This is a genomic window from Paenibacillus doosanensis (assembly GCF_025060755.1).
Lineage (GTDB): Bacteria > Bacillota > Bacilli > Paenibacillales > NBRC-103111 > Paenibacillus_S > Paenibacillus_S doosanensis.
This window is the reverse complement of sequence record NZ_JANYUY010000054.1, coordinates 24986-48321: the sequence shown is the minus strand read 5'-3', so window position 1 is coordinate 48321 and position 23336 is coordinate 24986. Positions and strand designations below refer to the sequence as shown.

Annotated in this window: 19 protein-coding genes; 12 read left to right on the top strand and 7 right to left on the bottom strand. The window is 57.8% G+C overall.

Annotated elements, in window-relative coordinates:
- Positions 1–137 precede the first annotated feature (137 nt).
- Complete coding sequence (locus N0M98_RS27800) at positions 138–980, bottom strand: hypothetical protein (RefSeq protein WP_259619788.1); 843 nt, start codon at positions 978–980, stop codon at positions 138–140.
- Complete coding sequence (locus N0M98_RS27795; protein ID WP_259619787.1) at positions 977–2458, bottom strand: spore germination protein; 1482 nt, start codon at positions 2456–2458, stop codon at positions 977–979. Before N0M98_RS27795 ends, N0M98_RS27800 begins: the two co-directional genes overlap by 4 nt.
- 165 nt (positions 2459–2623) lie before the next feature.
- Here N0M98_RS27795 and N0M98_RS27790 point away from each other — a divergent pair, with 165 nt between their 5' ends.
- The 7 genes from N0M98_RS27790 (at position 2624) to N0M98_RS27760 (ending at position 12535) form a co-directional block, all read left to right on the top strand.
- Positions 2624–3778 (top strand): type III polyketide synthase, encoded by a 1155-nt coding sequence (locus N0M98_RS27790; protein ID WP_259619786.1) that lies wholly within the window; start codon positions 2624–2626, stop codon positions 3776–3778.
- Positions 3771–4505: a methyltransferase domain-containing protein gene (locus N0M98_RS27785; RefSeq protein ID WP_259619789.1), complete on the top strand. Its 735-nt coding sequence runs from the start codon at positions 3771–3773 to the stop codon at positions 4503–4505. Before N0M98_RS27790 ends, N0M98_RS27785 begins: the two co-directional genes overlap by 8 nt.
- Positions 4506–4509: 4 nt before the next feature.
- The gene (locus N0M98_RS27780; RefSeq protein WP_259619785.1) at positions 4510–5667 is read left to right on the top strand and encodes an NAD(P)/FAD-dependent oxidoreductase; all 1158 of its coding nucleotides are present in this window, start codon (positions 4510–4512) and stop codon (positions 5665–5667) included.
- Positions 5668–5695: 28 nt separating this feature from the next.
- Positions 5696–7843, top strand: coding sequence for an MMPL family transporter (locus tag N0M98_RS27775; protein WP_259619784.1), 2148 nt, complete (start codon positions 5696–5698; stop codon positions 7841–7843).
- Positions 7844–7967: 124 nt separating this feature from the next.
- Complete coding sequence (locus N0M98_RS27770; RefSeq protein WP_259619783.1) at positions 7968–9431, top strand: sulfatase family protein; 1464 nt, start codon at positions 7968–7970, stop codon at positions 9429–9431.
- Positions 9432–9552: 121 nt separating this feature from the next.
- The gene (locus N0M98_RS27765; protein ID WP_259619782.1) at positions 9553–10479 is read left to right on the top strand and encodes an AraC family transcriptional regulator; all 927 of its coding nucleotides are present in this window, start codon (positions 9553–9555) and stop codon (positions 10477–10479) included.
- Positions 10480–10819: 340 nt separating this feature from the next.
- Positions 10820–12535 carry an ABC transporter ATP-binding protein gene (locus tag N0M98_RS27760; protein WP_259619781.1) on the top strand — a complete coding sequence of 572 codons (1716 nt, stop codon included), beginning with the start codon at positions 10820–10822 and terminating at the stop codon, positions 12533–12535.
- Positions 12536–12898: 363 nt separating this feature from the next.
- Here N0M98_RS27760 and N0M98_RS27755 read toward each other — a convergent pair whose 3' ends face one another.
- Both N0M98_RS27755 and adh read right to left on the bottom strand, forming a co-directional pair.
- Positions 12899–13273, bottom strand: a complete 375-nt coding sequence (locus tag N0M98_RS27755; protein WP_249864423.1) for a DUF779 domain-containing protein — start codon at positions 13271–13273, stop codon at positions 12899–12901.
- 12 nt (positions 13274–13285) lie between these two features.
- Positions 13286–14806 carry an aldehyde dehydrogenase gene (gene adh / locus N0M98_RS27750; protein WP_249864422.1) on the bottom strand — a complete coding sequence of 507 codons (1521 nt, stop codon included), beginning with the start codon at positions 14804–14806 and terminating at the stop codon, positions 13286–13288.
- A gap of 259 nt (positions 14807–15065) precedes the next feature.
- On the opposite strand from adh, the gene N0M98_RS27745 reads away from it, so the two are divergent.
- From N0M98_RS27745 to N0M98_RS27725, 5 genes are all read left to right on the top strand, one after another.
- Complete coding sequence (locus tag N0M98_RS27745; RefSeq protein ID WP_249864421.1) at positions 15066–16835, top strand: sigma-54-dependent Fis family transcriptional regulator; 1770 nt, start codon at positions 15066–15068, stop codon at positions 16833–16835.
- A gap of 82 nt (positions 16836–16917) precedes the next feature.
- Positions 16918–17274 carry a GerAB/ArcD/ProY family transporter gene (locus N0M98_RS27740; RefSeq protein ID WP_249866211.1) on the top strand — a complete coding sequence of 119 codons (357 nt, stop codon included), beginning with the start codon at positions 16918–16920 and terminating at the stop codon, positions 17272–17274.
- A gap of 54 nt (positions 17275–17328) precedes the next feature.
- Positions 17329–18030 (top strand): GntR family transcriptional regulator, encoded by a 702-nt coding sequence (locus N0M98_RS27735; protein WP_249864420.1) that lies wholly within the window; start codon positions 17329–17331, stop codon positions 18028–18030.
- A gap of 23 nt (positions 18031–18053) precedes the next feature.
- On the top strand, positions 18054–19133 hold the full coding sequence (gene uxuA / locus N0M98_RS27730; RefSeq protein ID WP_249864419.1) for a mannonate dehydratase: 1080 nt from the start codon (positions 18054–18056) through the stop codon (positions 19131–19133).
- On the top strand, positions 19127–19966 hold the full coding sequence (locus N0M98_RS27725) for an SDR family oxidoreductase (RefSeq protein ID WP_259619780.1): 840 nt from the start codon (positions 19127–19129) through the stop codon (positions 19964–19966). Before uxuA ends, N0M98_RS27725 begins: the two co-directional genes overlap by 7 nt.
- 78 nt (positions 19967–20044) lie before the next feature.
- Here N0M98_RS27725 and N0M98_RS27720 read toward each other — a convergent pair whose 3' ends face one another.
- From N0M98_RS27720 to N0M98_RS27710, 3 genes are all read right to left on the bottom strand, one after another.
- Complete coding sequence (locus tag N0M98_RS27720) at positions 20045–20734, bottom strand: class I SAM-dependent methyltransferase (RefSeq protein WP_249864417.1); 690 nt, start codon at positions 20732–20734, stop codon at positions 20045–20047.
- Between the two features lie 191 nt (positions 20735–20925).
- Positions 20926–22233, bottom strand: a complete 1308-nt coding sequence (rpoN, locus tag N0M98_RS27715) for an RNA polymerase factor sigma-54 (RefSeq protein WP_249864416.1) — start codon at positions 22231–22233, stop codon at positions 20926–20928.
- A gap of 197 nt (positions 22234–22430) precedes the next feature.
- Complete coding sequence (locus N0M98_RS27710; protein WP_259619779.1) at positions 22431–23291, bottom strand: AraC family transcriptional regulator; 861 nt, start codon at positions 23289–23291, stop codon at positions 22431–22433.
- Positions 23292–23336 lie beyond the last annotated feature (45 nt).

Sequence of the window (23336 nt, the reverse complement as noted above, 5' to 3'; positions counted from 1 at the left end):
TCTTGATTTTGCTGACGTCTGTGGTAGACTTCATCTAAAGGGTGCTCCTCTCTTTGGGTGATGTTGTCTTCGCAAACACCATTCTACCAAAGATTTGGAGCCCTTTTTATATTTTTAGACGATCGTACTTTCGAAATTCAGGTTAAATACTCCCACAGCAGCACGATGAGAAAGACGACCCGCTCCAGAAAAAAGTTCTCCAGCCGCACGGTGCTGTACGTTCCGTTGGCGAGAAAGGATACTGTTTTGCCTGCGGGCAAGCCGAGCGTGGTGATCCCCATGGCCAGCATCAGACCGGCAATGAAGGACGCCCCGGTCATCAACACCGCTAGGGAGACGAAGGAAGGCTTTTGGGCAGACCTTGTTATCAGCATCGTACTGGCAGCCGCAGGAATGAACATCAGCATAATGACGGCGACGGCGGTCAGCGGATCGGTCCAATCGCTCTTGTCAACGATCGGCAGCATATAGGACCATTTCGCATTGCTGAGCGGCAGCAGGGAAAGCAGCAGAAACGGCGGCACGATGAACAGCATAAGCAGATGCGCATACCGCCCGATCGTCTCCATGGGGAATAGGGCCATTAAGCCTGCAATAATCGGTCCTATCGACATCAGAAGCCGTTGGTCGCCGTACAGCAGCGTACGCGAGAAAAAATCTCCGATCAGCATTAGCGTGTAGCCCGCACCTCCCAAAAATAAGAGACCGTGCAAAAAATAAGACGCGGGGGCAAGAAGCTTCGGCCCGATCTCTCCCCCGGCCAGCATGATGGAGGTCGATTTCATTCGCGTAACGATTTTCAAGCTGATCCAGGTGCCGAATACGACCGCCAGCATGCATGGAAAAAAAATCCAGACGCCGTTCCGGCCGACGGCGGCGAGCACCGTCGTTTGGACGCCCCTTGTGATGGAAATTCCGAGCGTAACGACAAACAGCAAGATCGGATAATGGACTTCTTTTTCCTGTAGTTTCCACTTCAAAGCAATTTCTCTCCTTCCTTGCGGCTCATTTTGGACTTAGAGTCGGCACGGTAGGTGCTGGGCCGGAACCGGGACAGAAGAAGAGGAGCCCGGGTCAATCCGTCCCGGAATAAATCTTTATATAGAAACGTATCGAAAGGGGCCAGGTAAGGGACGCCGAGCGATTTCAGATGACACAGATAGAGAAAAATAAATGCGGTCCCCAGCGTCATCCCGTACAAGCCGAGAGGAATCGCCAGCGCAATCAATATATAGCTGCACATTCTTAGGGCTACGCCGACCATATAGTTCGGTGTCGTAAAGCTTCCGATGGCGGTAGCGGCCGTAATGACGATCATAATATTGCTGATCAGGTGGGCTTGCGCGGCGGCCGTGCCGATAATAAGTCCGCCGACGATCGTCGCCGTACCCCCGATGACCCTGGGCAGCCGCACGCTCGCTTCGTTGATTAATTCGAGCAGGAAGACCATGATGCACACTTCAATGTAAGCGGGGTATGGAACCCCTTCGCGGCTGGCGGCGATAGCCAGCATGAACTGGATTCGCAGCACATCCTGATTGATCGTCGTAATCGAGATGTAAAAGGCCGGAAGAAATACCGTCAGGAACAAGCCGACCAGCCTGACGAATCTTAGAAAGGAGCCCGATAAAAAAGGAAAGTAATAGTCATCGGCGGTCTGGTAGAGCGAAGTGAGAGTCACGGGCAGTATAACGGCGGTAGGCGACGAGTTCATCAGAATGATGATCCGGCCCTCCAGCAGCGCCGAGACGGCTTTGTCCGGCCGTTCCGTCGACTGGGACAGCGGAAAGGGAGACCACCATTTATTTTTTTCCAGGATGAGATTGGCGACTTGAGTCGTGTCCACGACGCCGTCAATCCGGATCGTTTGAATGCGCTCCACGATTTGATCGACCATCTGCCGGTTCGCAATGCCGTCAAGATGCATCACGGTAACGTTCGTCCCCGTCAAGTTGCCTATGACAAACGATTGCGCCGTTAGACTCTCATGACGAATGCGCGCGCGAATGAGAGCGATATTCGTCTCTAGATTTTCAATAAAAGCGTCCCGCGGACCGACCAGCGAGCTTTCCGTTTCCGGGGGAGAAATGGACCGGCTCTGCCATTCGGACACGTCGACGACCAGCGCTTCCGGTTTTCCGTTTAACAGAAACAGGCAATGGCCGGCATACAGCTTGGTCAGCAGCAGCTGCCGCTGCCTGCCCGGAACCCATTCTCCAATGGAGGAGAAGTATTGGAACGCCGCCGGCGGAAGCGGTGTGCCGAACGCTCCGTTCCCGCCGTTTGCGAGAGATTGGAACGGAGTGAGGAGCAGCTCCTCGATTTTGGCTTTATTCGTGATGGTAGACAGAAAGACCAGCAGCCCGGCCGGTGCGGCACCGTCCTTGAAATACAAAGGCTGCTCCTGCAGATCCGATGGTTTGCATGCGGGCTGGAACAGCTCGTCGATAGAGATCATAAGCGAAATATCTCCTCCCCATAAATAACCATTACCCGCTAGTATGAAACCGGCGCGCGATTCTTATTCAGGAAGGAGGACCGCTGTCTGTCATAACGGGGGCGTACGGCGAATAGACTTGTCTTAGCATCTGAATTAGAAAAATATGGAGAGGACGAGCGCACCATGGAACAAACAGCTTCGAAGGTTGCCCTGCTGGGTATAGGGACCTCGGTGCCTGCTTACCGGATTGAGCAGATCGAGGCGGCGCAAAGATTGACCGACGCGCTTAAGGATCATCCGGATTCTATGCGCTGGGCTAAGCGAATCTTCAAGCAATGTGCGGTGGAAACGCGCTATACCTGCGAGCCGGAGCTGCTAAAGCCGGCGGCGCAGTGCAGATATTCGCCGGGTACGCCCGAAGAAGACGTGCCGACGACAGCCGAGAGAATGGCTGTCTATAAGCGCGAATCGGTCCCGTTAGGCATAGCTGCGGCCCGGCAGGCCATTTCGGATGCGGGAGTGTCTCCTTCGCATATAACGCATGTCATTACCGTCAGTTGTACGGGACAGTTTCTTCCCGGGCTGGATAGCCTGCTTGTCGGAGCGCTTGGCTTATCCCCCGGCGTATTGCGGATTCCGCTCAATTTTCTCGGCTGCGCGGCCGGGCTCAAAGCGATAGGGTTGTCCCGGCGCATTGCGGCCTCGTCTCCTCGCGCGGCGGTGCTTGTCGTATGCGTGGAATTGTGCACGCTGCACTTGCAGTCATCCGTCCGGCGGGAGGATCTGTACGCGGCCTCCTTCTTCGGCGACGGCGCGGCTGCCTGCGTGATCGGGCATAGCGGCGGCGAGGGCAGCGAAGGGGAATTCGAGCTGGGCGAGGATCGCTCCGCGCTCGTCAGCGATTATGCCGGCGAGATGGTATGGGAGGTCGGCGATCGCGGGTTTGATCTGTATTTGTCGCCGGGCATACCGCGGATTATCGGGGAATGGATGCCCCGGAATATCCAGGATTGGCTGCAAGGCGAGGAGTCACCCCGGCTATGGGCGATTCATCCCGGCGGCAAAGGAATCGTGGATGCGCTTCAAAGCAGCCTTGGCCTGACGGAGGAGCAGACGGCGGCAAGCCGGGCGGTTCTCCGCGATTACGGCAATCTGTCCTCGGCGACGATCTTGTTCGTGCTGCAGGAGCTTAGACAAAGATTGCGGGAACAGGAAGCGGAAGCCGCAGACGGCATCGCGATTGCCTTCGGCCCTGGACTGACGGCGGAAATGATCCGCATTCGTTACAAGCCCGCGCTTAGCGCGCGGAAGCGGCCGTTAAACAATGCTTATGCCTGATTTCCTCGAACGGCGCTCGGAACGGGCCGAGCTGATGGACGATTTGTCGGCCGGCGGAGAGGAGCTTCGCGAAGCATTGCGGCATCTGCGCAGGCTGAACCGCTTATTCGCGGCGGCGGCGCCGACGCTGCACGGCGTCCGCCGTCTCTGGGAGCAAGCGGGAAGGCCGCCGGCTTTCAGCATTCTCGACGTCGGAGCGGGGTCCGGCGATGTGAACCGCCGCCTTCTCGCCTGGGCGGATGCCTGCGGAATCCGGATGGACATTACGCTCGTCGATTGGACGGAGGAAGCATGCGAGGAGGCGAGGCGGTATTTTCGCAGCGAGGAACGGGTCCGCGTCGTTCGCGCGGATTTGTTCCAGCTCGGCGAAGCGATGGCGGACGTCGTTACGGGCACGCAGTTTCTCCATCATTTTCATTGCACGGAGCTCCCCGCCGCCGTGGCCGGCATGCTCCGGGCTTCGCGCAGGGGCGTCGTCATTAACGATATTCACCGGCATTGGCTGGCTTGGACTGCCGTTTGGCTGGCAGCCCGGGTACTGTCGCGCAACCGGTATATTCTTCACGACGGGCCGCTGTCGGTGGCCAAAGGCTTTCGTGCGGACGACTGGCGGCGGCTGCAAGCGGAATGTCCAAGCGGCCGGCCATGGTACTGCGCCTGGAGGCCGCTGTTTCGCTATGCGGTCGTTATTTCCAAAGAATCACTTCGGACGGAGGATCGGAGCTGACGCAATGGATTTCATGCATGATGTCGCCATTATCGGGGCGGGCGTAGCGGGCAGCAGCCTGGCGAAAGATATGGCGGCCAGAGGATGGGATACCGTGCTGATCGACGGCAAGTCGTTCCCGAGGCATAAAGTATGCGGCGAATTTCTGTCCCCCGAATCGCTCGGCACACTGGATGAGCTCGGCTTGCGAAAGACGGTGGAGCGGCTTCAGCCCCGCCGTATTGAACGCGCGCGCCTGATCGTAAGCAGCGGAGGCGCGCTGGACGTTCCGCTGCCCGGAACAGGACTCGGCGTCAGCCGCTATGCGCTCGATTCGGCGCTGCATCAGGCGGCTTACCGGTCCGGCGTCGAGCTAGTGACCGGCACTCCGGTCGCGGAGGTTCATCCGGCCGGCGGCGGCTTCCGTCTTGTGCTGAAGCCTGCGGAAGGCGGTCTGCCGCAGGAGCTCTTGGTCCGCTCGGTCATCGGCGCATGGGGCGCGAATCCTCGCCTCATGCGGCTTCAGCGGCCGCGAGACCGCGCCGTAAGCCGAACCGGCGGTTGCATCGGCGTGAAATCGCATTTCACGGGGATACCGATGGAGCCGGTCGTGGAGCTATATTTTTTCCCTGGCGGCTATCTTGGCTTATCGCCGATCGAAGGAGACCGCGTCAACGTATGCGCGCTGTTGAAGCGGCAGGCGTTCCCGGAAGCCGAACCTACGGTGTCCGGGCTGCTGGACGCGGCTTGCCGGCGTCATCCGCTGCTGCGGCGCAGGCTGCTGGACGCATCGCCCGTCCCCGGCACAGAGGCGGCGGTCGCGCCGGTCCGGCTGGACCGGCAGCCGCTCACATGGGGCCGGTTCGCCCATGTCGGCGACGCCTCCCTGCTGGTGCCGCCTCTATGCGGCGACGGCATGTCGATGGCGCTGCGGTCGGCCCGCCTGTGCGCCAGGCTGGCCGATCGCTACCTGGACGGCACGGTTAGCCTGGCGCAGTGGCAGGCCGAGTATGCGCTCGCCGTTCAGCGAGAGTTCGCCGGCCCGCTGCGCTGGGGCACCTGGCTTCATTCGCTGAGCGGGCTGCCGGTGCTGCCGAGGCTGCTGTTGGCGCTGGCGCAGTTGATGCCGAATTTAGCGGCCAGTCTGGTCAAGGCGACAAGGCTCAAAGGGAGGGGTTCTTAAGACCTGTCCGAAGGAGGCTGAATCAGGGATGGGCTATCGCCGGCTTTCCGCGTTTTCTTTTCGCCGTCCTCTGTTCGTTCTGTGCGTTTGGCTGTGCCTGCTCGCCTCGCTCGGAAGCTATGCGGCGAGGCTCCCCGACGTATTGAAGGATCACGGTTTGCTGGCGCAAGACGACTTCGTCAAGGTTCAGAATATATTGGAAGATAGCTTCCGGCTGCCCCAGGCTCCGGTCGTTCTCGTGTTCGAGAACGACGGCGCCGTCGCGCAGAGCGAATGGCTGGAATATATACGCTTGACCTTAGATCGGGTACAGAGCGTACGCGGCTTGACGCAAACCGTATCACCGCTGAATCGGGCAGGGCTGATCGACGGCGACGTCGCCTACGCTCTGCTCGGTTTTGCGCAGCCGTCATACGCTATGTCCGGCGTCATCGAGGAGCTGCAGAGCAAGCTGCCGCAGCACGGCGGCATCGCGGTTCGGCTGACCGGGAAAACGGTCGTGCAAAACGATGTAAACCGCGCCAGCGCACAGGATCTGAACCGGGCGGAGCTGATCGGTATACCCGCAGCTCTGATCGTCCTATGGGCCGCTTTCGGCGGCCTCGTTTCCGCATTGCTTCCCGTCCTGACGGGCGCAGCCGGAGTTACAGTGACGATGGGCGTCATGTATTGGATCGGAGCCCGTATGGAGCTGTCCCATTTTGTGCTGAACGTCGTTCCGATGGTGGGGCTCGCTTTAAGCATCGATTTCGCGCTGATGCTGGTAAGCCGCTACCGCGAAGAGCTTGCCCGGCGGGCGCCGGAGCAGGCTTGGCAGGCGGCGGCGGATACGGCAGGGAGAGCGGTTATGTTCTCGGCGGCATGCGTCGTGCTTGGGCTGGCGGGAGTGCTGCTCGTGCCTCTGCCGATGTTTTCTACCGTGGCCGTAGGCGCGATGACCGTGGTGGCGGTGTCCGCCCTCGCGGCTGTAACCTTGCTCCCGGCCATGCTGTCGCTGGCCGGTCGGACGGTTGCCGCAGAGAAGAAGCGGTCGGCGTCTGGGCGCGCCTGGGCGGGATGGTCGCATTATGTGATGAACAGACCGGTCCGCCTGCTGCTGCTGTCGGCGCTGCTGCTGTTCATCTGCCTGCTGCCGCTGAGACAGATGAAGCTCGCCATACCGGATGCGTCCTCGCTTCCTCACGGCTACGAATCCCGCAAGGCCGCGGAAGCGTACGCGGCGCACTTCGCCCCGCCGGAGCGGTCCGGCGTCTACCTCCTGACGGAGCGGACAAGCGCCGATTGGAGCTTGAATGATTGGCGGCGGGCGTATGCGCTGGTGCGGCGGCTGGAGAGCGATCCGCTGGTTCGCGGCGTCGATTCCGTATTTTCCGCCCTCGGCTTGAAGCCGGAAGCCTTATACCAGGCGTCGAGGAAGGCCGCGCTCGATCCGGAATCGGGCTATGCGTCCGCGCTTCGCAGCTATGTGACGGACAACAGGATGCTGATTCGAGCGGAGCTGGAGGGGCGCCCCGGCTCCGAAGCTACGATGGCATGGATCAGGACGTGGCAGCGTTTGGGAGCCGATCCCTCGGCGGAATTTCCGTTTCGGTTAGGCGGCGAGGCAAAATACGAGCAGGAGATTTTCGATACGGTCCGCAGCCGGCTTCCGCGGGTGCTCCTATATATTCTCGCTACGAATTATATCGTGCTGTATCTCGCCTTTCGCTCGCTGCTGCTGCCGGTGAAAGCGATCTTGATGAATATCGCCAGTCTTGCCGGCGCTTGCGGCATTCTCGTCTGGATTTTTCAAGGGGGGCATTTTGGAATGGAGCCGAGCAGCATCGCGGTCATGATCCCCGTCTTTTTATTCGGGCTCGTGTTCGGGATCAGCATGGATTACGGCGTCTTTCTGCTCTCGCGCATGTATGAGAGCTATGGGACGGCAGGCGATAACGATGCCGCCGTGCGGGAGGGGCTGGCTTCTTCGGGCAGGATGATCACCTCGGCGGCCGCCATTCTCATCGTCGTTACCGTGCCTTTTGCGCTGGGCGACGTCGTCGGGGTCAAGCAGCTTGGCATCGGCATCGCCGCAGCGGTCGCTCTTGACGCTACCGTGGTGCGTCTTATGCTGGTACCTTCCTTAATGAAACTGCTCGGACGGTGGAACTGGTGGTCGCCCGGACGGTTTCCATAAACGGGACGGGAAATGAAGGCATCGTAAGATTTGTCAAAAAATCAGAAGCCCATGTCATGGGCTCCCGGCAGACGAAGTGATATGATGCAAGCAGACGATCCTAATTATCGAAGGAGAATGGAAGATGACGAACTCTCGCGCTGCCGGGAAGGACAAACCGAATATCGTTTATATTTTGGCCGATGACATGGGCTACGGGGATGTAAGCTGCTTGAATGAGCATTCCAAGCTGCACACGGCGCATCTGGACGGGATGGCCGCCGCCGGAATGCGGTTTACCGACGGTCATTCGAGCTCGGCCGTATGCACGCCTTCGCGTTACAGCATTTTGACGGGAAGATACAACTGGCGCTCCTCCTTGAAACAGGGAGTGATGAACGGTTACTCCAAGCCGCTGATCGAAGAGGGGCGCATGACGGTCGCTTCACTGCTTAAGGAGGCTGGCTACCGGACCGCTTGCATCGGCAAGTGGCATCTCGGACTCGATTGGGCGCCGAGCGGCGGGCAGCCTTCCGACGTAGATTACGAGCAGCCGGTTCGAAACGGGCCGAATGCCTATGGATTCGATTATTATTACGGCATCAGCGCCTCGCTGGATATGCCGCCTTACGTATATATCGAGAACGACCGCGTGACGGCGGCGCCCGACAGGATCACCCGGGCGGTCGACGATACGGCCTGGTGGCGCGAAGGCCCGACGGGAGCGGATTTTTGCCATGAAGAGGTGCTCCCCCGCTGTACGGAGAAGGTGCTGGAGACGATCGACCGGTTGCGGGACGAGCCTTTCTTTATCTACTACCCGCTCCCGGCGCCGCATACGCCGATTATGCCGACGAAGGAATTTCTCGGCAAATCGGGGACGAACCGGTACGGCGATTTCGTGCTGATGTGCGACGATGTTGTAGGACAGATTTTGCAAAAGCTGGAGGCTTGCGGGCTAACGCGCAATACGATCGTCCTCTTCACCAGCGACAACGGCTGCTCGCCCAAGGCGGATTACGGCGCGTTGGCTGAGTTCGGGCATAACCCGAGCTATATATTCCGCGGCCAGAAAGCGGACATCTACGAAGGCGGCCACCGGGTGCCGCTGCTGGTGCAGTGGCCGGAGCGAATCGCAGCCGGGTCGGTCTCGCAGGAGCCCGTCTGCCTGACCGACCTGATGGCGACGGTCGCTGAAATTGTCGGCGTTCGCCTGCCGGAGGACGCCGCCGAGGACAGTGTCAGCAATTTGCCGGTATGGCTGGGACGGGAAGGGGACGGACCGCTGAGAGAGGCGATCGTTCATCATTCGATTAACGGATCGTTCTCGATCCGCAAGGGCGATTGGAAGCTGGAGCTGTGCCCGGGCTCGGGCGGCTGGAGCGATCCGCGGCCGGGACAGGAGCCGGAGGGCTCGCCTGCGGTGCAGCTGTACGATCTGTCCCGGGATATCGGCGAGAGAGTCAACGTCCAGCATGAATATCCGGAGATTGTCGAAGAGCTGACGAGCCTGCTTCGTGCTTACGTGCAGCAAGGCAGAAGCACGCCGGGGCCGGTACAAGGGAACGCCGGAGGCGCGCAGTGGGAGCGGACGCTGGAGTGGATGTAGCGAAGCGGCGAGAGATACGCGCTGCGGGCGGGCCCGTCTCCGCGCTCGTATCCGGAGGGAATGCATTTAGGATATAATGAAAGCGAATGTTATCCTGATGCAGCATGTGGAGGGTGAGCGGATGTTTACGTTGAAGGACGAATCCTTCTACATCGATTATTTACGCTTCAGAATTCGTTGGATTCGCAGCATGCCCAAAACCGCCGGTTACGAAGTCAAGCCCATGAGAATGCCTTATACGCTGTTCTGGCTCGTGATGAGCGGGACGATGGACGTAATGATCGAGGGTGAACGGCGGCAGGCGGCCGCCGGCGATCTGATCGTATTCCGCCCGAATACGCTGTTCGGATTGCCGCCCCAAGCGGATTGCCAACCATCGCTTAGGTATTTGTCGCTTTGCGCCGATTTGAAAATCGGCAATTTGGACTTGGTAACGTTATACCGTCTGCCGGTTGTGACCTTTGTCGCATTTGCCGGCGATCTGGAACGGTTCGTCTCCATGTGGAGCGCGTGCCTGGAAGCCTTCGATCGGCTTGGGGAGCTAATGACCGGCACGGAGCCTGCGGAGGACGGCGCAGCCGTTCCCCGCCATACCCATCTGGTCAGAACGGATATTTCGATCCGGTTTCTCGGGCTGCAGGGGCTGCTCTACCAATGGCTGCAGCAGTTTCTGACCATCGTGTCCGACCGGCTGCCTGCCGACCCGCTTCGTCTGGAGGAACGGGTGATGCAAGCTTGCGGCTATGTCCAGCACCGATTGGGCGGAGCGTTAAGCTTGCGGGAGCTGGCCGACAGCGTACACTTAAGTCCGAGCCATCTGAGCCATTTGTTTCTTCAAAACCTCGGAATGCCTCCGATGGAATATGTCCGGCAGACGCGGCTTCAGAAGGCCAAGACGCTGTTGATCGATTCCGGCTGTACCATTAAAGAAATCGCCGACCAGGTTGGCTTCGGAGAGCAGAGCCAACTAAGCAGAGCGTTTCGCCAGGCGGAGGGAATGAGCCCCTTGCAATACCGGCAAGCGTTTCAAAATGCCAGTATATTGTGAAAATTGTACGTCGCCTCCCGCTGCATCGGGGGGCTTTTTTCGATACAAAGCTTTAAATCGCATTTCGCCAATGAAGCGCCGAATCGATTGCCAAAATATGTGAACCGCAGTATGATGTTACTGATTGCACATGGACGCGCGTCCGCAGGACGGCTGCCTGACGGAACGGGACGGCGGGAACGTATGGGGCGTATCTTATGGCGGGAGGATACTTTCCCGGCAGTCCCCGCGGGCGGAGGCTGACTCCGTCAAGCGGGACACAGGCTTTGTACGCTTCCGACGAGGAAAGCGATCGCGCGTACATTATGTAAGTACATAGAGTAAGAAAGGAGTCATTGCAGTGTTAAAACGATTTTTTTCCTATTATCGGCCTTATCGCGGGCTGTTCCTGCTTGATTTTTGCTGCGCCATCGTGGCGGGGCTGCTGGAGCTGGGCTTTCCACTGGCGGTCAACCAGTTTGTCGACAAGCTGCTGCCCAGCAAGGACTGGACCTTAATCGGCTGGGCGTGCGCTGCGCTGCTCGGCATTTATGCGCTGAATACGGTGCTGCAGTATGTCGTTACGTATTGGGGGCATATGCTGGGCATTAACATCGAGACCGATATGCGCAAGAAGCTGTTCGATCATATTCAGAAATTATCGTTCCGTTTTTTTGACAACAACAAGACCGGTCATTTGATGACCCGGATTACGAACGATTTGAACGAAATCGGCGAGATCGCCCATCACGGGCCCGAGGATGTGTTTATCGCCATCATGACGCTGATCGGCGCGTTTCTGCTTATGCTGTCGATCCATGCGAAGCTTGCCGTGCTGACGTTTATCGTCATTCCGGTAATGGCTTGGTTCGCCTATTTTTTCAGCAAAAAAATGACCCGTACGTACGAGCGGCTATTCGGCAATGTGGCCGAGTTCAACTCCCGTGTCGAGAACAATATCGGCGGCATTCGCGTCGTTCAGGCGTTCACCAACGAAGAGTACGAGAAGGAATTGTTCAAGGATACGAACCGTCAATACCGCCAGACGAAGCTGCTCGCTTACAAACTGATGGCCAAGAGCATGTCGATCACGTACATGATGATGCGCTTCGTATCGCTGTTCGTCATGGTGTGCGGAACGTGGTTCGTCATTCGCCAGGAATTGACGTACGGGCAATTCGTCGGCTTCCTGCTGCTGTCCAACGTCTTTTTCCGTCCGATCGAGAAAATTAACGCGGTGATCGAGAGCTACCCGAAAGGAATCGCCGGCTTCAAGCGGTACTGCTCCATTATGGATACCGAGCCGGATATCGCGGACGTTCCGAACGCCGTCAAAGTGCGCAAGCTGAACGGAGACATTCAATTCAGCAACGTATCGTTTGCTTACAACGAGGAGAAGAACATTCTAAACGACTTCAGCCTCTCGATTCGCGCAGGGGAAACTGTTGCTTTCGTCGGTCCTTCCGGTGCGGGGAAGACGACGATTTGCAGTCTGCTGCCGCGGTTTTACGATTGCACGGGCGGGCATATTACGATCGACGGGCTCGATATCCGCAAGATGACGCTCGAATCGCTGCGCAGCCAGATCGGCATCGTGCAGCAGGAGGTTTACTTGTTCGAAGGGACCATCCGGCAAAATATCGCATACGGCAGGCTTGGCGCTTCGATGGACGAAATATGGGAGGCGGCCCGGCGGGCGCAGCTTGAGGAGTTCATCCGCAATCAGCCGGACGGGATGGACACGATGATCGGGGAGCGCGGCGTCAAGCTGTCCGGCGGTCAGAAGCAGCGGCTCGCCATCGCGCGGATGTTCCTCAAAAATCCGCCGATTCTTATTCTCGACGAGGCGACCTCCGCTCTCGATACCGCAACCGAGGTGGCGATTCAGCAATCGCTCGCCGAGCTGTCGGAAGGGCGCACGACGCTGGTCATCGCCCACCGTCTGGCGACGATCAAGAACGCGGACCGCATCGTCGTCGTCACCGAGGACGGCGTCGCGGAAGAGGGGCCGCACCGCGAGCTGGTTACGGCGGGCGGCATCTACAGCAAGCTGCATAAGGCGCAGTTCGGCCCGTAGGCAGCGGCGGATGCAGCGGAAGTCTGCCGAAGCTGTAAGCCTTTAAGCGGCAGTCAAGTTATTAACATGAAGAAAACCGTTAGCAGAGCATGGCGGCTCAGCTAACGGTTTTTTGTTGTTATGGAAATGATGCGCAGCCATATCCTGTGGATATCCGGGTTCTCCCCGAAAGGAATGTCTACCCATAGAACGATCCCAGAGGAATGGTAGACGCCGATCCAGCTTAGGCTGGATGCGGACGGAATAAGCTTCAGAGCATCACGTCACTACCCTGGAAATTACTCTTGGTACCCCATTTCCATTGTCTGTGGTGCCGCGTAGCGGCATGGATGGCTTTTGGGGGATTTGTTCTGCAGGCATCTCTTATTCCAGCAGCCCGAGAGCCCGCTGCTCCTCCGGGGTGAAGACACGGGAGCGGGTCAGAAAGCGCAGCCCTTCGGGGCCTTCCAGCGAAAACATGCCGCCGCGTCCCGGCACGACGTCGATGATCAGCTGGGTAAATTTCCAGTATTCATATTGGGCCTTGCTTATATAGAACGGGGCGCCGCCGATCTCGCCGAGCCGCACATCCGAATCTCCGACGAGAAATTCCCCGTCGGGATAGCACATCGGAGAGCTGCCGTCGCAGCAGCCCCCGGATTGATGAAACATGAGCGGGCCATGCTTGCCGCGGAGCCGCGCGATCAGCTCCAGGGCGGCGTCCGTCACCGTCACTCGGGGCACTTGTTCGTTCGTCATGGGCGGCTCCGCTTAGAAGAAACCCAAGGCGTCGGGGCTGTAGCTGACGAGCAGGTTTTTCGTTTGCTGGTAATGGGACAGCATCATCTTATGATTTTCCCGGCCGATTCCGGACATTTTATATCCGCCGAAGGCAGCGTGGGCCGGATAAGCATGATAGCAGTTCGTCCAGACGCGGCCGGCCTCGATGCCCCGTCCCATCCGGTATGCCTTGTTCATGTCGCGGGTCCAGACGCCGGCTCCGAGCCCGTACAGCGTATCGTTGGCGATCGCCAGAGCTTCCTCCTGATCCTTGAACGTCGTTACGGAGACGACCGGGCCGAATATTTCTTCCTGGAAGATGCGCATCTTGTTGCTTCCTTTAAAGACGGTCGGCTGAATATAATAGCCGGCTTCCAGGCCGTCTGCGAGCTGCGCTCTGCCTCCGCCGGCGAGCAGCTCGGCGCCTTCCTCCCGGCCGATTTGCATGTACGACAAAATTTTCTCCACCTGCTCCGAGGAAGCCTGAGCGCCGATCATCGTCTCCATATCCAGCGGGTTGCCTTGTCGGATGGCGGCTACACGCTTCAAGGCGCGTTCGATGAATTCGTCGTAGATCGATTCCTGAATGAGCGCGCGGGAAGGGCAGGTGCACACTTCGCCTTGGTTCAAGGCGAACAGCACGAAGCCTTCGATCGCTTTATTCAAATAAGCGTCGTCATGGGCAAGCACGTCCTCGAAGAACAAATTCGGCGATTTGCCGCCCAGCTCCAGCGTGACGGGAATAATATTTTGCGAAGCGTACTGCATGATCAGGCGCCCGGTCGTCGTCTCGCCGGTGAAGGCGATCTTGGCGATGCGGCTGCTGGAAGCCAGCGGCTTGCCGGCTTCCAGCCCGAAGCCGTTCACGATGTTTACGACGCCCGGAGGCAGCAGGTCTTCGATCAGCCCCATCAGGACGAGAATCGACGCCGGCGTCTGCTCGGCCGGCTTCAGCACGACGCAGTTGCCGGCGGCAAGCGCGGGGGCCAGCTTCCATGTCGCCATGAGCAGCGGGAAGTTCCACGGAATGATTTGTCCGACGACGCCGAGCGGCTCATGGAAGTGATAGGCGATCGTATCGCCGTCGACTTCGCTGAGAGCGCCTTCCTGCGCTCGGATGCAGCCGGCGAAATAACGGAAATGATCGATGGCGAGCGGCAGATCGGCGGCCATCGTCTCCCTCACCGGCTTGCCGTTGTCCCATGTCTCGGCTACGGCGAGCAGCTCCAGATTCGCCTCGATCCGATCGGCGATGCGGTTCAGAACGTTGGCGCGGGCAGCGGCTGAAGTGCTGCCCCAGGCGGCTTTGGCCGCGTGCGCGGCATCCAGCGCCAGCTCGATGTCTTCGGCGGTTGAACGGGCCACCTCGCAGAACGATTGGCCGGTCACCGGGGTTACGTTCTCGAAATATTGGCCGTTAACGGGCGGGACCCACTGACCGCCGATGAAGTTGTCGTAACGTTTTTTAAAAGCGACTTTGGAGCCTTCTTGGCCTGGCTGAGCGTAGATCATGCGGATTACCTCCCAAAATAATATTGTGAATCGTACTCATCGATTTTTGAAGCAAGAATCGTGCCAAGCGCTGAAGAGCGCTCCGGGAAGGAACGCGCTGCAAACGCTTCCTTTCGAATGCGCCGAATTGAAACATACAGTTTCGGAGCAGTGTGCCATTTCGGAACATTCTTGGCGGCAAATTACACAGCAGCGTCCAAATATGTTACCTTATAGTGGATAGATTCCTGCGACAAACCGCTTTTTGGAGGTGTTCCTTTTGACATCTTTGGGTTTGAACGAACAGACGGAAATTGTGGCCAATTCGTGGAAGCGCTGCCAGCAGTACGGGTTGAAGCCTCACGATCATTTTGACGACCAGCTGATGACGGAGCAGCGTATTCGAGAAATTATTGGAGAACATCAACTGCTTATCCGTCACGCTTCGCAATTGCTAGGCAGCATGGAGCGTTTTATCCACCAGTCCGGGCAGGCTGCGCTGCTCATCGATGCGGGAGGAAATATTATTTACTCCGTGGGCGAGCCGCTCTTCTCCAAACAGGCGGAGCAGGTTCAACTGCAGGTCGGAGCCAACTGGGAGGAGAGGCGGAAGGGGACTAACGCCATTGGTGCGGCCTTGCTGGAACGGGTGCCGGTCCGCGTCCATGCCGCAGAGCATTACAGCAGGCAGCACAGCTTTCTGACCTGCGCGTCTTCGCCGATCTTTAGCCCGAGCGGGGAGCTGCTCGGCGTCATCAATTTTAGCGGTAGGCAGGAAAGCTATAACCCGTATACGCTGACGCTCGCCACGATGATCGCCGATGCGCTGCAAAACCGGCTGCTTATCGAGGAAGTGAAGCAGGAGCAATTGATCACTTTGAAGGAATTGGAATATTCGGCGAGAAGCCATCCGCTGCCGCTTTTATCGCTTGACGCCGACAACCGGATCATCCGGGCGAATCAGGCGGCTCTGCGCGCTTTGGGACAGGACGTCGTCGGCAAGGAATTTACCGGCATCGAAGGCTTTGCCGTCGAAGCGCTCCATGACGGCCGCCATACGATCAAGCGTTCCGTAGCCGTGCAGAAGAAGACGGTGAACGTCGGCCGGCTCTACACGTTCGACGACATTGCGGGAGACTGCCCGAGCTTGCTGCAGAAGAAGGAACTGGCCGGCAAAGCGGCGTTGACGGACTTTCCCGTTCTGCTGCTCGGAGAGAGCGGCACGGGAAAGGAGCTGTTCGCGCAATCGATCCATACGGCCAGCTTGCGCTCGGAAGGGCCCTTCATTGCGGTGAATTGCGGCGCCATTCCGGACACGCTCGTCGAAAGCGAGCTGTTCGGTTATGAGCGGGGTGCCTTCACCGGCGCAAACCGCGAGGGCAGCATCGGCAAATTCGAGGCGGCCAATAAAGGAACGATCTTTCTCGACGAGATCGGCGACATGTCGCTGCGTGCGCAAGCCGCGCTGCTCCGCGTGCTGCAGGAGCGGATCGTGACGCCCGTCGGCAGCACGAAATCTAGACGTATCGACACGCGGATTATCGCCGCCACGCACAAAAATTTGACGCAGGAAGTGAAGGAAGGCCGCTTCAGAGCCGACCTGTATTATCGTCTGAAGGGGATTCAGCTGACGCTCCCGGCACTGCGCGAGAGGACGGACATCGTGATGCTGGCCGCGCATCTGCTGCACAAGCACGGCTATCCGTGCTGCCGCCTGACGGAGAGCGCAGGACGCAAGCTGCTTCTGTACAGCTGGCCGGGGAATGTCCGCGAGCTAAGCAGCGCGCTGATTCAGGCGGCGTTTCTCGCCGAGGGAGGGCCGATCGCGCCGGAGCATCTTCTATTGGAGGAGGCGGACGCCGGAGACGGCCGATTATCCGGAGATCAGCTCGGCGCGCAGGTTCCGACGCTGAAGGCCGCCGAGGTGGGCGCGATCAAGCGGGCGCTTCAGGTCACAGGCTGGAATGTCAGCAAGGCCGCGGAGCTGCTGCAAATCGGCCGGACGACGCTGTACCGGAAAATCGAGGAATACGAAATCACCCGGTTGTAAATAGAGAAGGGAGCACATACGGTGCTCCCTTTATTCGTTTCGGCGAGGCGCTGCATCGGAAGTACCCTAACTTGTGGAGAGAATGATACAAAAAGGGATTTCGGCATGGCAGTTTTACATATTGACGTTCGGCCCGACCATAGGCACTTCCATTCTGGTAACGCCGGCGGGGTTGGCCCATTCGGCCCGGGAAGACGCCTGGATGGCTTCGTTATGCGGTATGCTGATCAATATGATCATGGTCGTTCTGTATATTGCCATTTCGCGGTTGTATCCCGGCAAAACGATATTCGAGATTCTCGAATCGGCGCTGGGCAAAAAAGAGCAAGCTTCGTTTATTCTGAGCCATGATCTGAAAGCCGGACGGTCTGCGCCGATTCCTGAGAGATCCGGGGGAGAGGAGGGTTCGAACGAGGACGCGGTTTCAAAAAAAAGTTGACTTGTATACAAGAATGCAAGTAATATGAAGTCATTACGGACAGGAGGCGCTTCAATGAGCTTATCACCTTTGCCGCCGCAGCTGCAGCGCAAATCTCTCGGAGACCAGGTGTATGAATCGATCCGCGAAGGCATCGTATCGCTGCGGCTGGAGCCGGGGAGTATGATTTACGAAAATGAACTGGCCGACACGCTTCGCGTCAGCCGTACGCCGATCCGCGAAGCGATCCGCCTGCTTGTCAGCGAGCAACTGCTGGACGTGCTGCCGCAGAGAGGCACGAGGATCGCCTACATCTCCCAGCGCAAGGCGGCGGAAACCCGCTTCATTCGCGAGCATTTGGAAATCGGCGCGTTTCGCGTCGCGGCGAAAATGTGGAACCGGCAGGACCGCCGGGAAGTCCGGGGACGGATCGGGGAGCTGCTGGAGGGGCAGCGCGCCGCCGCAGAAGAAGGCGATATCGGACTGTTTCTGCAGCTGGACGAGGAGTTTCACCGCTCTATTATGGAAGTGACCGGCAACGCGACGCTGCTTCAGGTCGTGTATCATATGCGCGGGCATTTGAACCGGCTGCGCTTTTTGGCGCTTAAGCAGTTTCATCATATGGATCGCGTGATTGAAGAGCATAACGGATTGCTTGAAGCGATCGAGCAAGGCAATGAAGATTTGACCGCTCGGCGTCTTGAACTGCATGTAGGCAAGCTGGACGTAGAGCTTCCCGCGCTTCGGGAAGCGTATCCGCAATATTTTATCGATTAGGGTGAATGGGGGAAGAAGCCGGAATGAGAATGGTATTTCGCTGGTATGGGGAAGGCAACGATACCGTGACCCTGAGCCAGATCAGACAAATTCCCGGGGTGGAGGGGATCGTGTGGGCGCTGCACGACATTCCCGCAGGGGAAGAATGGCCGCTGGACCGGATCATCGAGGTGAAGCGGCAGGCGGAGCGGTACGGCTTCCATATCGAGGTGGTTGAGAGCGTTAATATCCATGAAGATATTAAGCTGGGGCTGCCGTCGCGCGACCGGTATATTGACAATTACAAGCGCACGATACGGAAGCTGGGCCAAGTCGGGGTCAAAACGATCTGCTACAACTTCATGCCCGTATTCGATTGGGTGCGGACGGATTTGCACAAGGAGCTGGAGGACGGGTCCACGGCGATGTTTTACGAGAAAACGCTGGTAGACGCCATGGACCCCGCCGAGCTCGTCCGCAAGATTAACGAAAATCCCGATTTCACGATGCCCGGCTGGGAACCGGAGAGGCTGAGACATATGTCCCGGGTCTTCGAGGCGTATAAGAACGTCACGGAAGAAGATTTATGGAACCATTTGGCTTATTTCCTGGAGCATATCATCCCGGTTGCGGAAGAGAACGATATTCGGATGGCGATTCATCCGGACGATCCGCCGTGGCCGGTCTTCGGGCTGCCGCGCATCATGACAAACCGGGATAATATTCGCCGGCTGCTTCGGCTTGTTGACAGCCCTTACAACGGGGTCACGCTGTGCAGCGGCTCGCTGAGCGCCAATCCGAACAATGACGTGGCGGCGATGGTGCGGGAATTTGCGGACCGGATTCCGTTCGCCCATATCCGCAATATCCGCGTATACGACAACGGCGATTTTATCGAAACCTCCCATCGCGCCCAGGACGGCTCGGTCGATATTTGCGACATTGTGAAAGCGTATCATGAGAGCGGATTTACCGGCTATGCCCGGCCGGATCACGGCAGACATCTGTGGAACGAGCAATGCCGGCCGGGTTACGGATTGTACGACCGCGCTTTAGGCATTATGTATTTGTGGGGAATATGGGATTCGCTGGAAAGAACGAAGAGGGGGAAAGCTTTATGCTGACGATTCATGATGGTTTAAAGGGTAAAGTCACCGGCGGCAGCGGCGTGCTCTGCTCGGCCATGGCCAAAGAGCTGGGCCGTCAAGGAGTCAAGGTGGCGATTCTGAATCGCACCGCGGAGAAGGGAGAGAGCGTGGCGGAAGCGATCAGGGCCGCGGGAGGGCAGGCGATTGCAGTCGCCTGCGACGTCTTGAACGCGGAGAGTGTGAAAAAGGCCGAGCAGATCGTATCCGAGACATTCGGCGCTTGCGATATTCTGATTAATGGAGCGGGGGGCAATCATCCGCAAGGAATGACGACGAGCGAAACGTTCAAGCCGGAAGACGTTCATAACCCGGAGGTGACGTCGTTCTTCGATTTGACCGGGGAAGGGATGAGCTATGTATTTAACCTGAACTTTCTCGGCACGCTGATTCCGACGCAAATTTTTTCCCGCAGCATGATCCATAAGCCGGGAGCCGTCATTATTAACATGTCCTCGATGAGCGCGCCGAGCCCGATGACGAAAGTGCCGGCGTACAGCGCGGCCAAGGCGGCCATCGAGAACTTCACCAAATGGATGGCCGTACATATGGCCGATGCGGGGATTCGGGTCAATGCGATCGCCCCGGGCTTTTTTCTGACGGAGCAAAACAGACGGCTGCTGACGCGCGAGGACGGATCGCTGACGGAACGCTCTCACAAGATCATCACGCACACGCCGATGCGCCGGTTCGGCAAGCCGGAGGACTTGCTCGGCACGATGCTATGGCTCGTCGACGAGCAAATGTCCGGCTTCGTTACGGGAATTACCGTGCCTGTAGACGGCGGGTTCATGTCTTATTCCGGCGTTTAATTCGCCGCGTAATGCGCGCCGCTCTCCAAACCTGGGTTATAAGTTAACCTAAGCGGAGAGCGGTTTTTTCGGTGTTCCCTAGTTACTGTTTCTCGCCGGCTTGCTTTTCCCGACTGCGCAGAACCAGTGAGGCACACGGGGAGGAGGAATGTCAGGGAGCGGTTCGTCGGTCCTTACAAGCTCGAAGCCGGCTTCCTGAAAGCCGTTGATATAATCGGATACGGACCGATGATAGGAGCCGACGATCGAACGAATCGTGCCTCTTCCGTGAGATTTCCAGTATTGCGCGTCGTAATGGGATACTTTCCTGCCGCCCTCATCGAGCGGATGGCTGAACGGAGATTGGAAGCAAGGATGCATGATCGTCCAAATCATCATTCCGCCCGGGGCCAGAATACGATGCGACTGACGGAATACCGCCATGAAATCGGGCACATCCATCAGCATCAGGCTGGAGACGACAAAGTCCATTGTGCCGTCCGGAATGCTGCCGAGCCGCATGGCATCGTCCTCAAGCCAAGTCACCTTGCCCGATTTGCGGCGGGCCAGCTCCAGCATCTTCGCACTGCTGTCCGCTGCGGCAACATGAGCGCCTTTGTCCGCAAGCATAGCGCTGAGCTCTCCGGGCCCGCAGCCGACATCGCAAACGCGCCGGCCTTGAACGCCGCCCGCTTCCTCCAATTGGTCCATAATATAGTCGAACCGTACGTTTCCGTCCTTCTTGATGAGATGTTCATATTGCTCGGCGATTTGGTCAAAATGAGACATGATCTATCCTCTCCCTGTCCATCGATTCGAGTATGTGAAGCGTCGTTCCCCCTCATCATACTCAGTGGTTATCGATATGTAAAATATGGGAATTGGAACGGAATAATCTCGCAATTAGATTGCTAGAAGGGGCTCAATAAAAGCGCCGCCCTCCCGGAAGCTTCGAGAAGCCCGGGAGGGCGGCGGGATTGCTACTGATATTGTTTGCGCTCCAGAGCGGCCGGAATGTTCAACTGGTCGCGGTATTTGGCGACCGTGCGCCGGGAAACCTGCAGCCCCGATTGCGTCAGGCGTTCAGCGAGCTTTTGATCCGACCACGGTTCGGTTTTGTCTTCGCCGTCGATCAGCTCGCGAAGCTGCTCTTTGATCTGGGCGGAGGAGACGGCGGCGCCGTCTGCTTGCTTCACCGACGAGGTGAAAAATTGCTTCAGCTCGTAGAGGCCCCAGGGCGTCATCGCAAACTTCTGGTTGACGGCCCGGCTGACGGTCGATTCGTGGATGCCGAGCAGCTCGGCGACATGACGCATAGCCATCGGTTTAATCGCGGACGGGCCATGCAGACAGAAGGCGTGCTGATGTTCAAAAATAACGGTCGCCACTTTGTACATGGTGGCTTTTCTATGTTCAATGCTGTCGATAATGGCTTGGACCCGCTTCCGCTGTTCCGTCAAATAAGCGCTTACTTCTTTAGGGGGATTGGACTTCATCAGCTCGACATATTCCGCATTGAAGACGATGTTGGGAAGCGAAGCGTCGTGCAGCCCGATTTCGAACCCTTCGTCGGTTCGGGTCAGGACGATATCGGGGACGATAAACTGCGTTCTCTCCCCGCTGTAGGCGGCGCCCGGCTTCGGATTCAAGCGGCTGATCCTGCTTGCGGCCCGCTGGATGTCGGCCGGCTCGACGCCGTATTGTTTGGCCAGCGGTCCGAACCTTCGCTTGGCGATATCTTTCAAATGACCCCGAATAAGGCTCCTTACCAAAGCATCGTTGTCGCCGAGCTGATCCAACTGGAGCATTAGGCATTCTTCGAGGCTGGATGCGGCTACGCCTGCGGGCTCCATATTTTGCACGAGGTCAACGGCTTTCAGGACAAGCGGAACAGGCTGGCGCAGATGCTGGGAGATCCATTGCGGCGTTAACGGCAAGTATCCTTTCTCGTCGAGCGAACGGATAATGAACAAGGCTATTTTGTGCAGCTCCGGCCGGACGCCTGCCTCCTGCAATTGCTCGGTCAGCACCGCTTCCAGCGAAGGCTGGCCGCCGCTTCGGATATGGAGCCACCATTCGTGATTAGGGTCGGACGTTCGTTTTTTGCCCCCGGGAGAGGGGGGCACGCTATCGTATTTATAGTCCAGCAAAGGATTTTCTCTCGATTGTTCCTGGATAAATTCCATTAGCTCCAGAGACGACATATGCAGCATTTCGATAGATTGTCTTAAGCGCGGCGTGAGGAGAAGCTTCTGCGTCTGGATGAGGGCGGTGCTCAAAGAAGTCATAACCATTCCTCCAATTTGAAAATGATAGCGCATTCACGAATGCTTATCTTTACTATACATCTGTGAAGTGCGAATCTCAATGGCTATTGTATGATCTTGGGAAGAGAGTCATTCGCATAGCTTGCGAGGGCCTGTGTTACGCCCGGCATGGCCAGCGCGGCTCCCGGCGGCGGAAGCCGCCGTAATCAGCGGCCGCGTTACTGCACGTAATTGCGGTAATCTTTGGGCGTCATGCCTTCGTGGGCTTTGAACATTTTGGTAAAATAGCTTTGGCTGCAAAATCCGGCCAGCCGGGCAACTTCCCCGGTCGGCAGCTTGGAGGAGGCGAGCAGCTGTTTGGAGCGGGTCAATCTGTATTTGTTAATATATTCCAATATTGAGTAGCCGGTCGAGCGCTTAAATATCCGGGCGAAATAGTATTGGCTAAGATGCACGTGATCGGCGACTTCCTCCACACGGACAGGCAGCTGGTAATGGCGTTCGATATAGTCGATCGCCTGCCGGACTTCCTTCGGATAGGAGGAAGACGCATAGGGCGAGAGCAGAGCGTCGCGTTCCATCTTGGCAATGACCAGCTCGGAGAGGATGCGGGCAATCAGCGCGGAAGCGGCGACCTCCAAGCCGACCGGGCGGCTTTGGAACATCTCGAACAGCTCGCGAAACAGCGAGTGCACGAATTCCGGGTTTCTCACCTGACATACGGGCTGCTCCGCGCAGCCGAGCATGGCGAAATAATCGGCAGCCTGCTGTCCGCCGAAGCGGACCCAGAGAAGTTCCCACGGATCGAGCGGATCGGATTCGTAGCTGTGTTCGCGGTTCAAATCCAGACAGAAGAGGTCGTTCGCTTTCAGCTTATGCTTGCGTCCCTGCCAGTAAAGATAGCCGGAGCCTTTGACGACGAATTTGATCTGATAGGCATAAAAAAAGCTGCGGTCTACGGCGTACGTCGGGGAGCAGAGAAACCAGCCGACATCCTGTACGAAAAACATGCATTTTTTGGCCGTCTCGCTCGGAGAATGCGTAATTGTTCTATAAAAATAGTGAGGGTCCTCCAGCATATGTTCATCTCCCAATAGAAAGAGCAGGAATATTATAAAAATAGG

Excerpts from the sequence above, each read along its gene's own strand:
- N0M98_RS27765 (WP_259619782.1), top strand. The coding sequence starts at position 9,553 with ATGTTTACGTTGAAGGACGAATCCTTCTACATCGATTATTTACGCTTC.
- N0M98_RS27795 (WP_259619787.1), bottom strand. The coding sequence starts at position 2,458 with ATGATCTCTATCGACGAGCTGTTCCAGCCCGCATGCAAACCATCGGAT.
- N0M98_RS27775 (WP_259619784.1), top strand. The coding sequence starts at position 5,696 with ATGGGCTATCGCCGGCTTTCCGCGTTTTCTTTTCGCCGTCCTCTGTTC.
- N0M98_RS27780 (WP_259619785.1), top strand. The coding sequence starts at position 4,510 with ATGGATTTCATGCATGATGTCGCCATTATCGGGGCGGGCGTAGCGGGC.
- adh (WP_249864422.1), bottom strand. The coding sequence starts at position 14,806 with ATGATCTACGCTCAGCCAGGCCAAGAAGGCTCCAAAGTCGCTTTTAAA.
- N0M98_RS27785 (WP_259619789.1), top strand. The coding sequence starts at position 3,771 with ATGCCTGATTTCCTCGAACGGCGCTCGGAACGGGCCGAGCTGATGGAC.
- N0M98_RS27735 (WP_249864420.1), top strand. The coding sequence starts at position 17,329 with ATGAGCTTATCACCTTTGCCGCCGCAGCTGCAGCGCAAATCTCTCGGA.
- N0M98_RS27740 (WP_249866211.1), top strand. The coding sequence starts at position 16,918 with ATGATACAAAAAGGGATTTCGGCATGGCAGTTTTACATATTGACGTTC.
- N0M98_RS27725 (WP_259619780.1), top strand. The coding sequence starts at position 19,127 with ATGCTGACGATTCATGATGGTTTAAAGGGTAAAGTCACCGGCGGCAGC.
- N0M98_RS27770 (WP_259619783.1), top strand. The coding sequence starts at position 7,968 with ATGACGAACTCTCGCGCTGCCGGGAAGGACAAACCGAATATCGTTTAT.
- N0M98_RS27790 (WP_259619786.1), top strand. The coding sequence starts at position 2,624 with ATGGAACAAACAGCTTCGAAGGTTGCCCTGCTGGGTATAGGGACCTCG.
- N0M98_RS27720 (WP_249864417.1), bottom strand. The coding sequence starts at position 20,734 with ATGTCTCATTTTGACCAAATCGCCGAGCAATATGAACATCTCATCAAG.
- rpoN (WP_249864416.1), bottom strand. The coding sequence starts at position 22,233 with ATGACTTCTTTGAGCACCGCCCTCATCCAGACGCAGAAGCTTCTCCTC.
- N0M98_RS27710 (WP_259619779.1), bottom strand. The coding sequence starts at position 23,291 with ATGCTGGAGGACCCTCACTATTTTTATAGAACAATTACGCATTCTCCG.
- uxuA (WP_249864419.1), top strand. The coding sequence starts at position 18,054 with ATGAGAATGGTATTTCGCTGGTATGGGGAAGGCAACGATACCGTGACC.
- N0M98_RS27755 (WP_249864423.1), bottom strand. The coding sequence starts at position 13,273 with ATGACGAACGAACAAGTGCCCCGAGTGACGGTGACGGACGCCGCCCTG.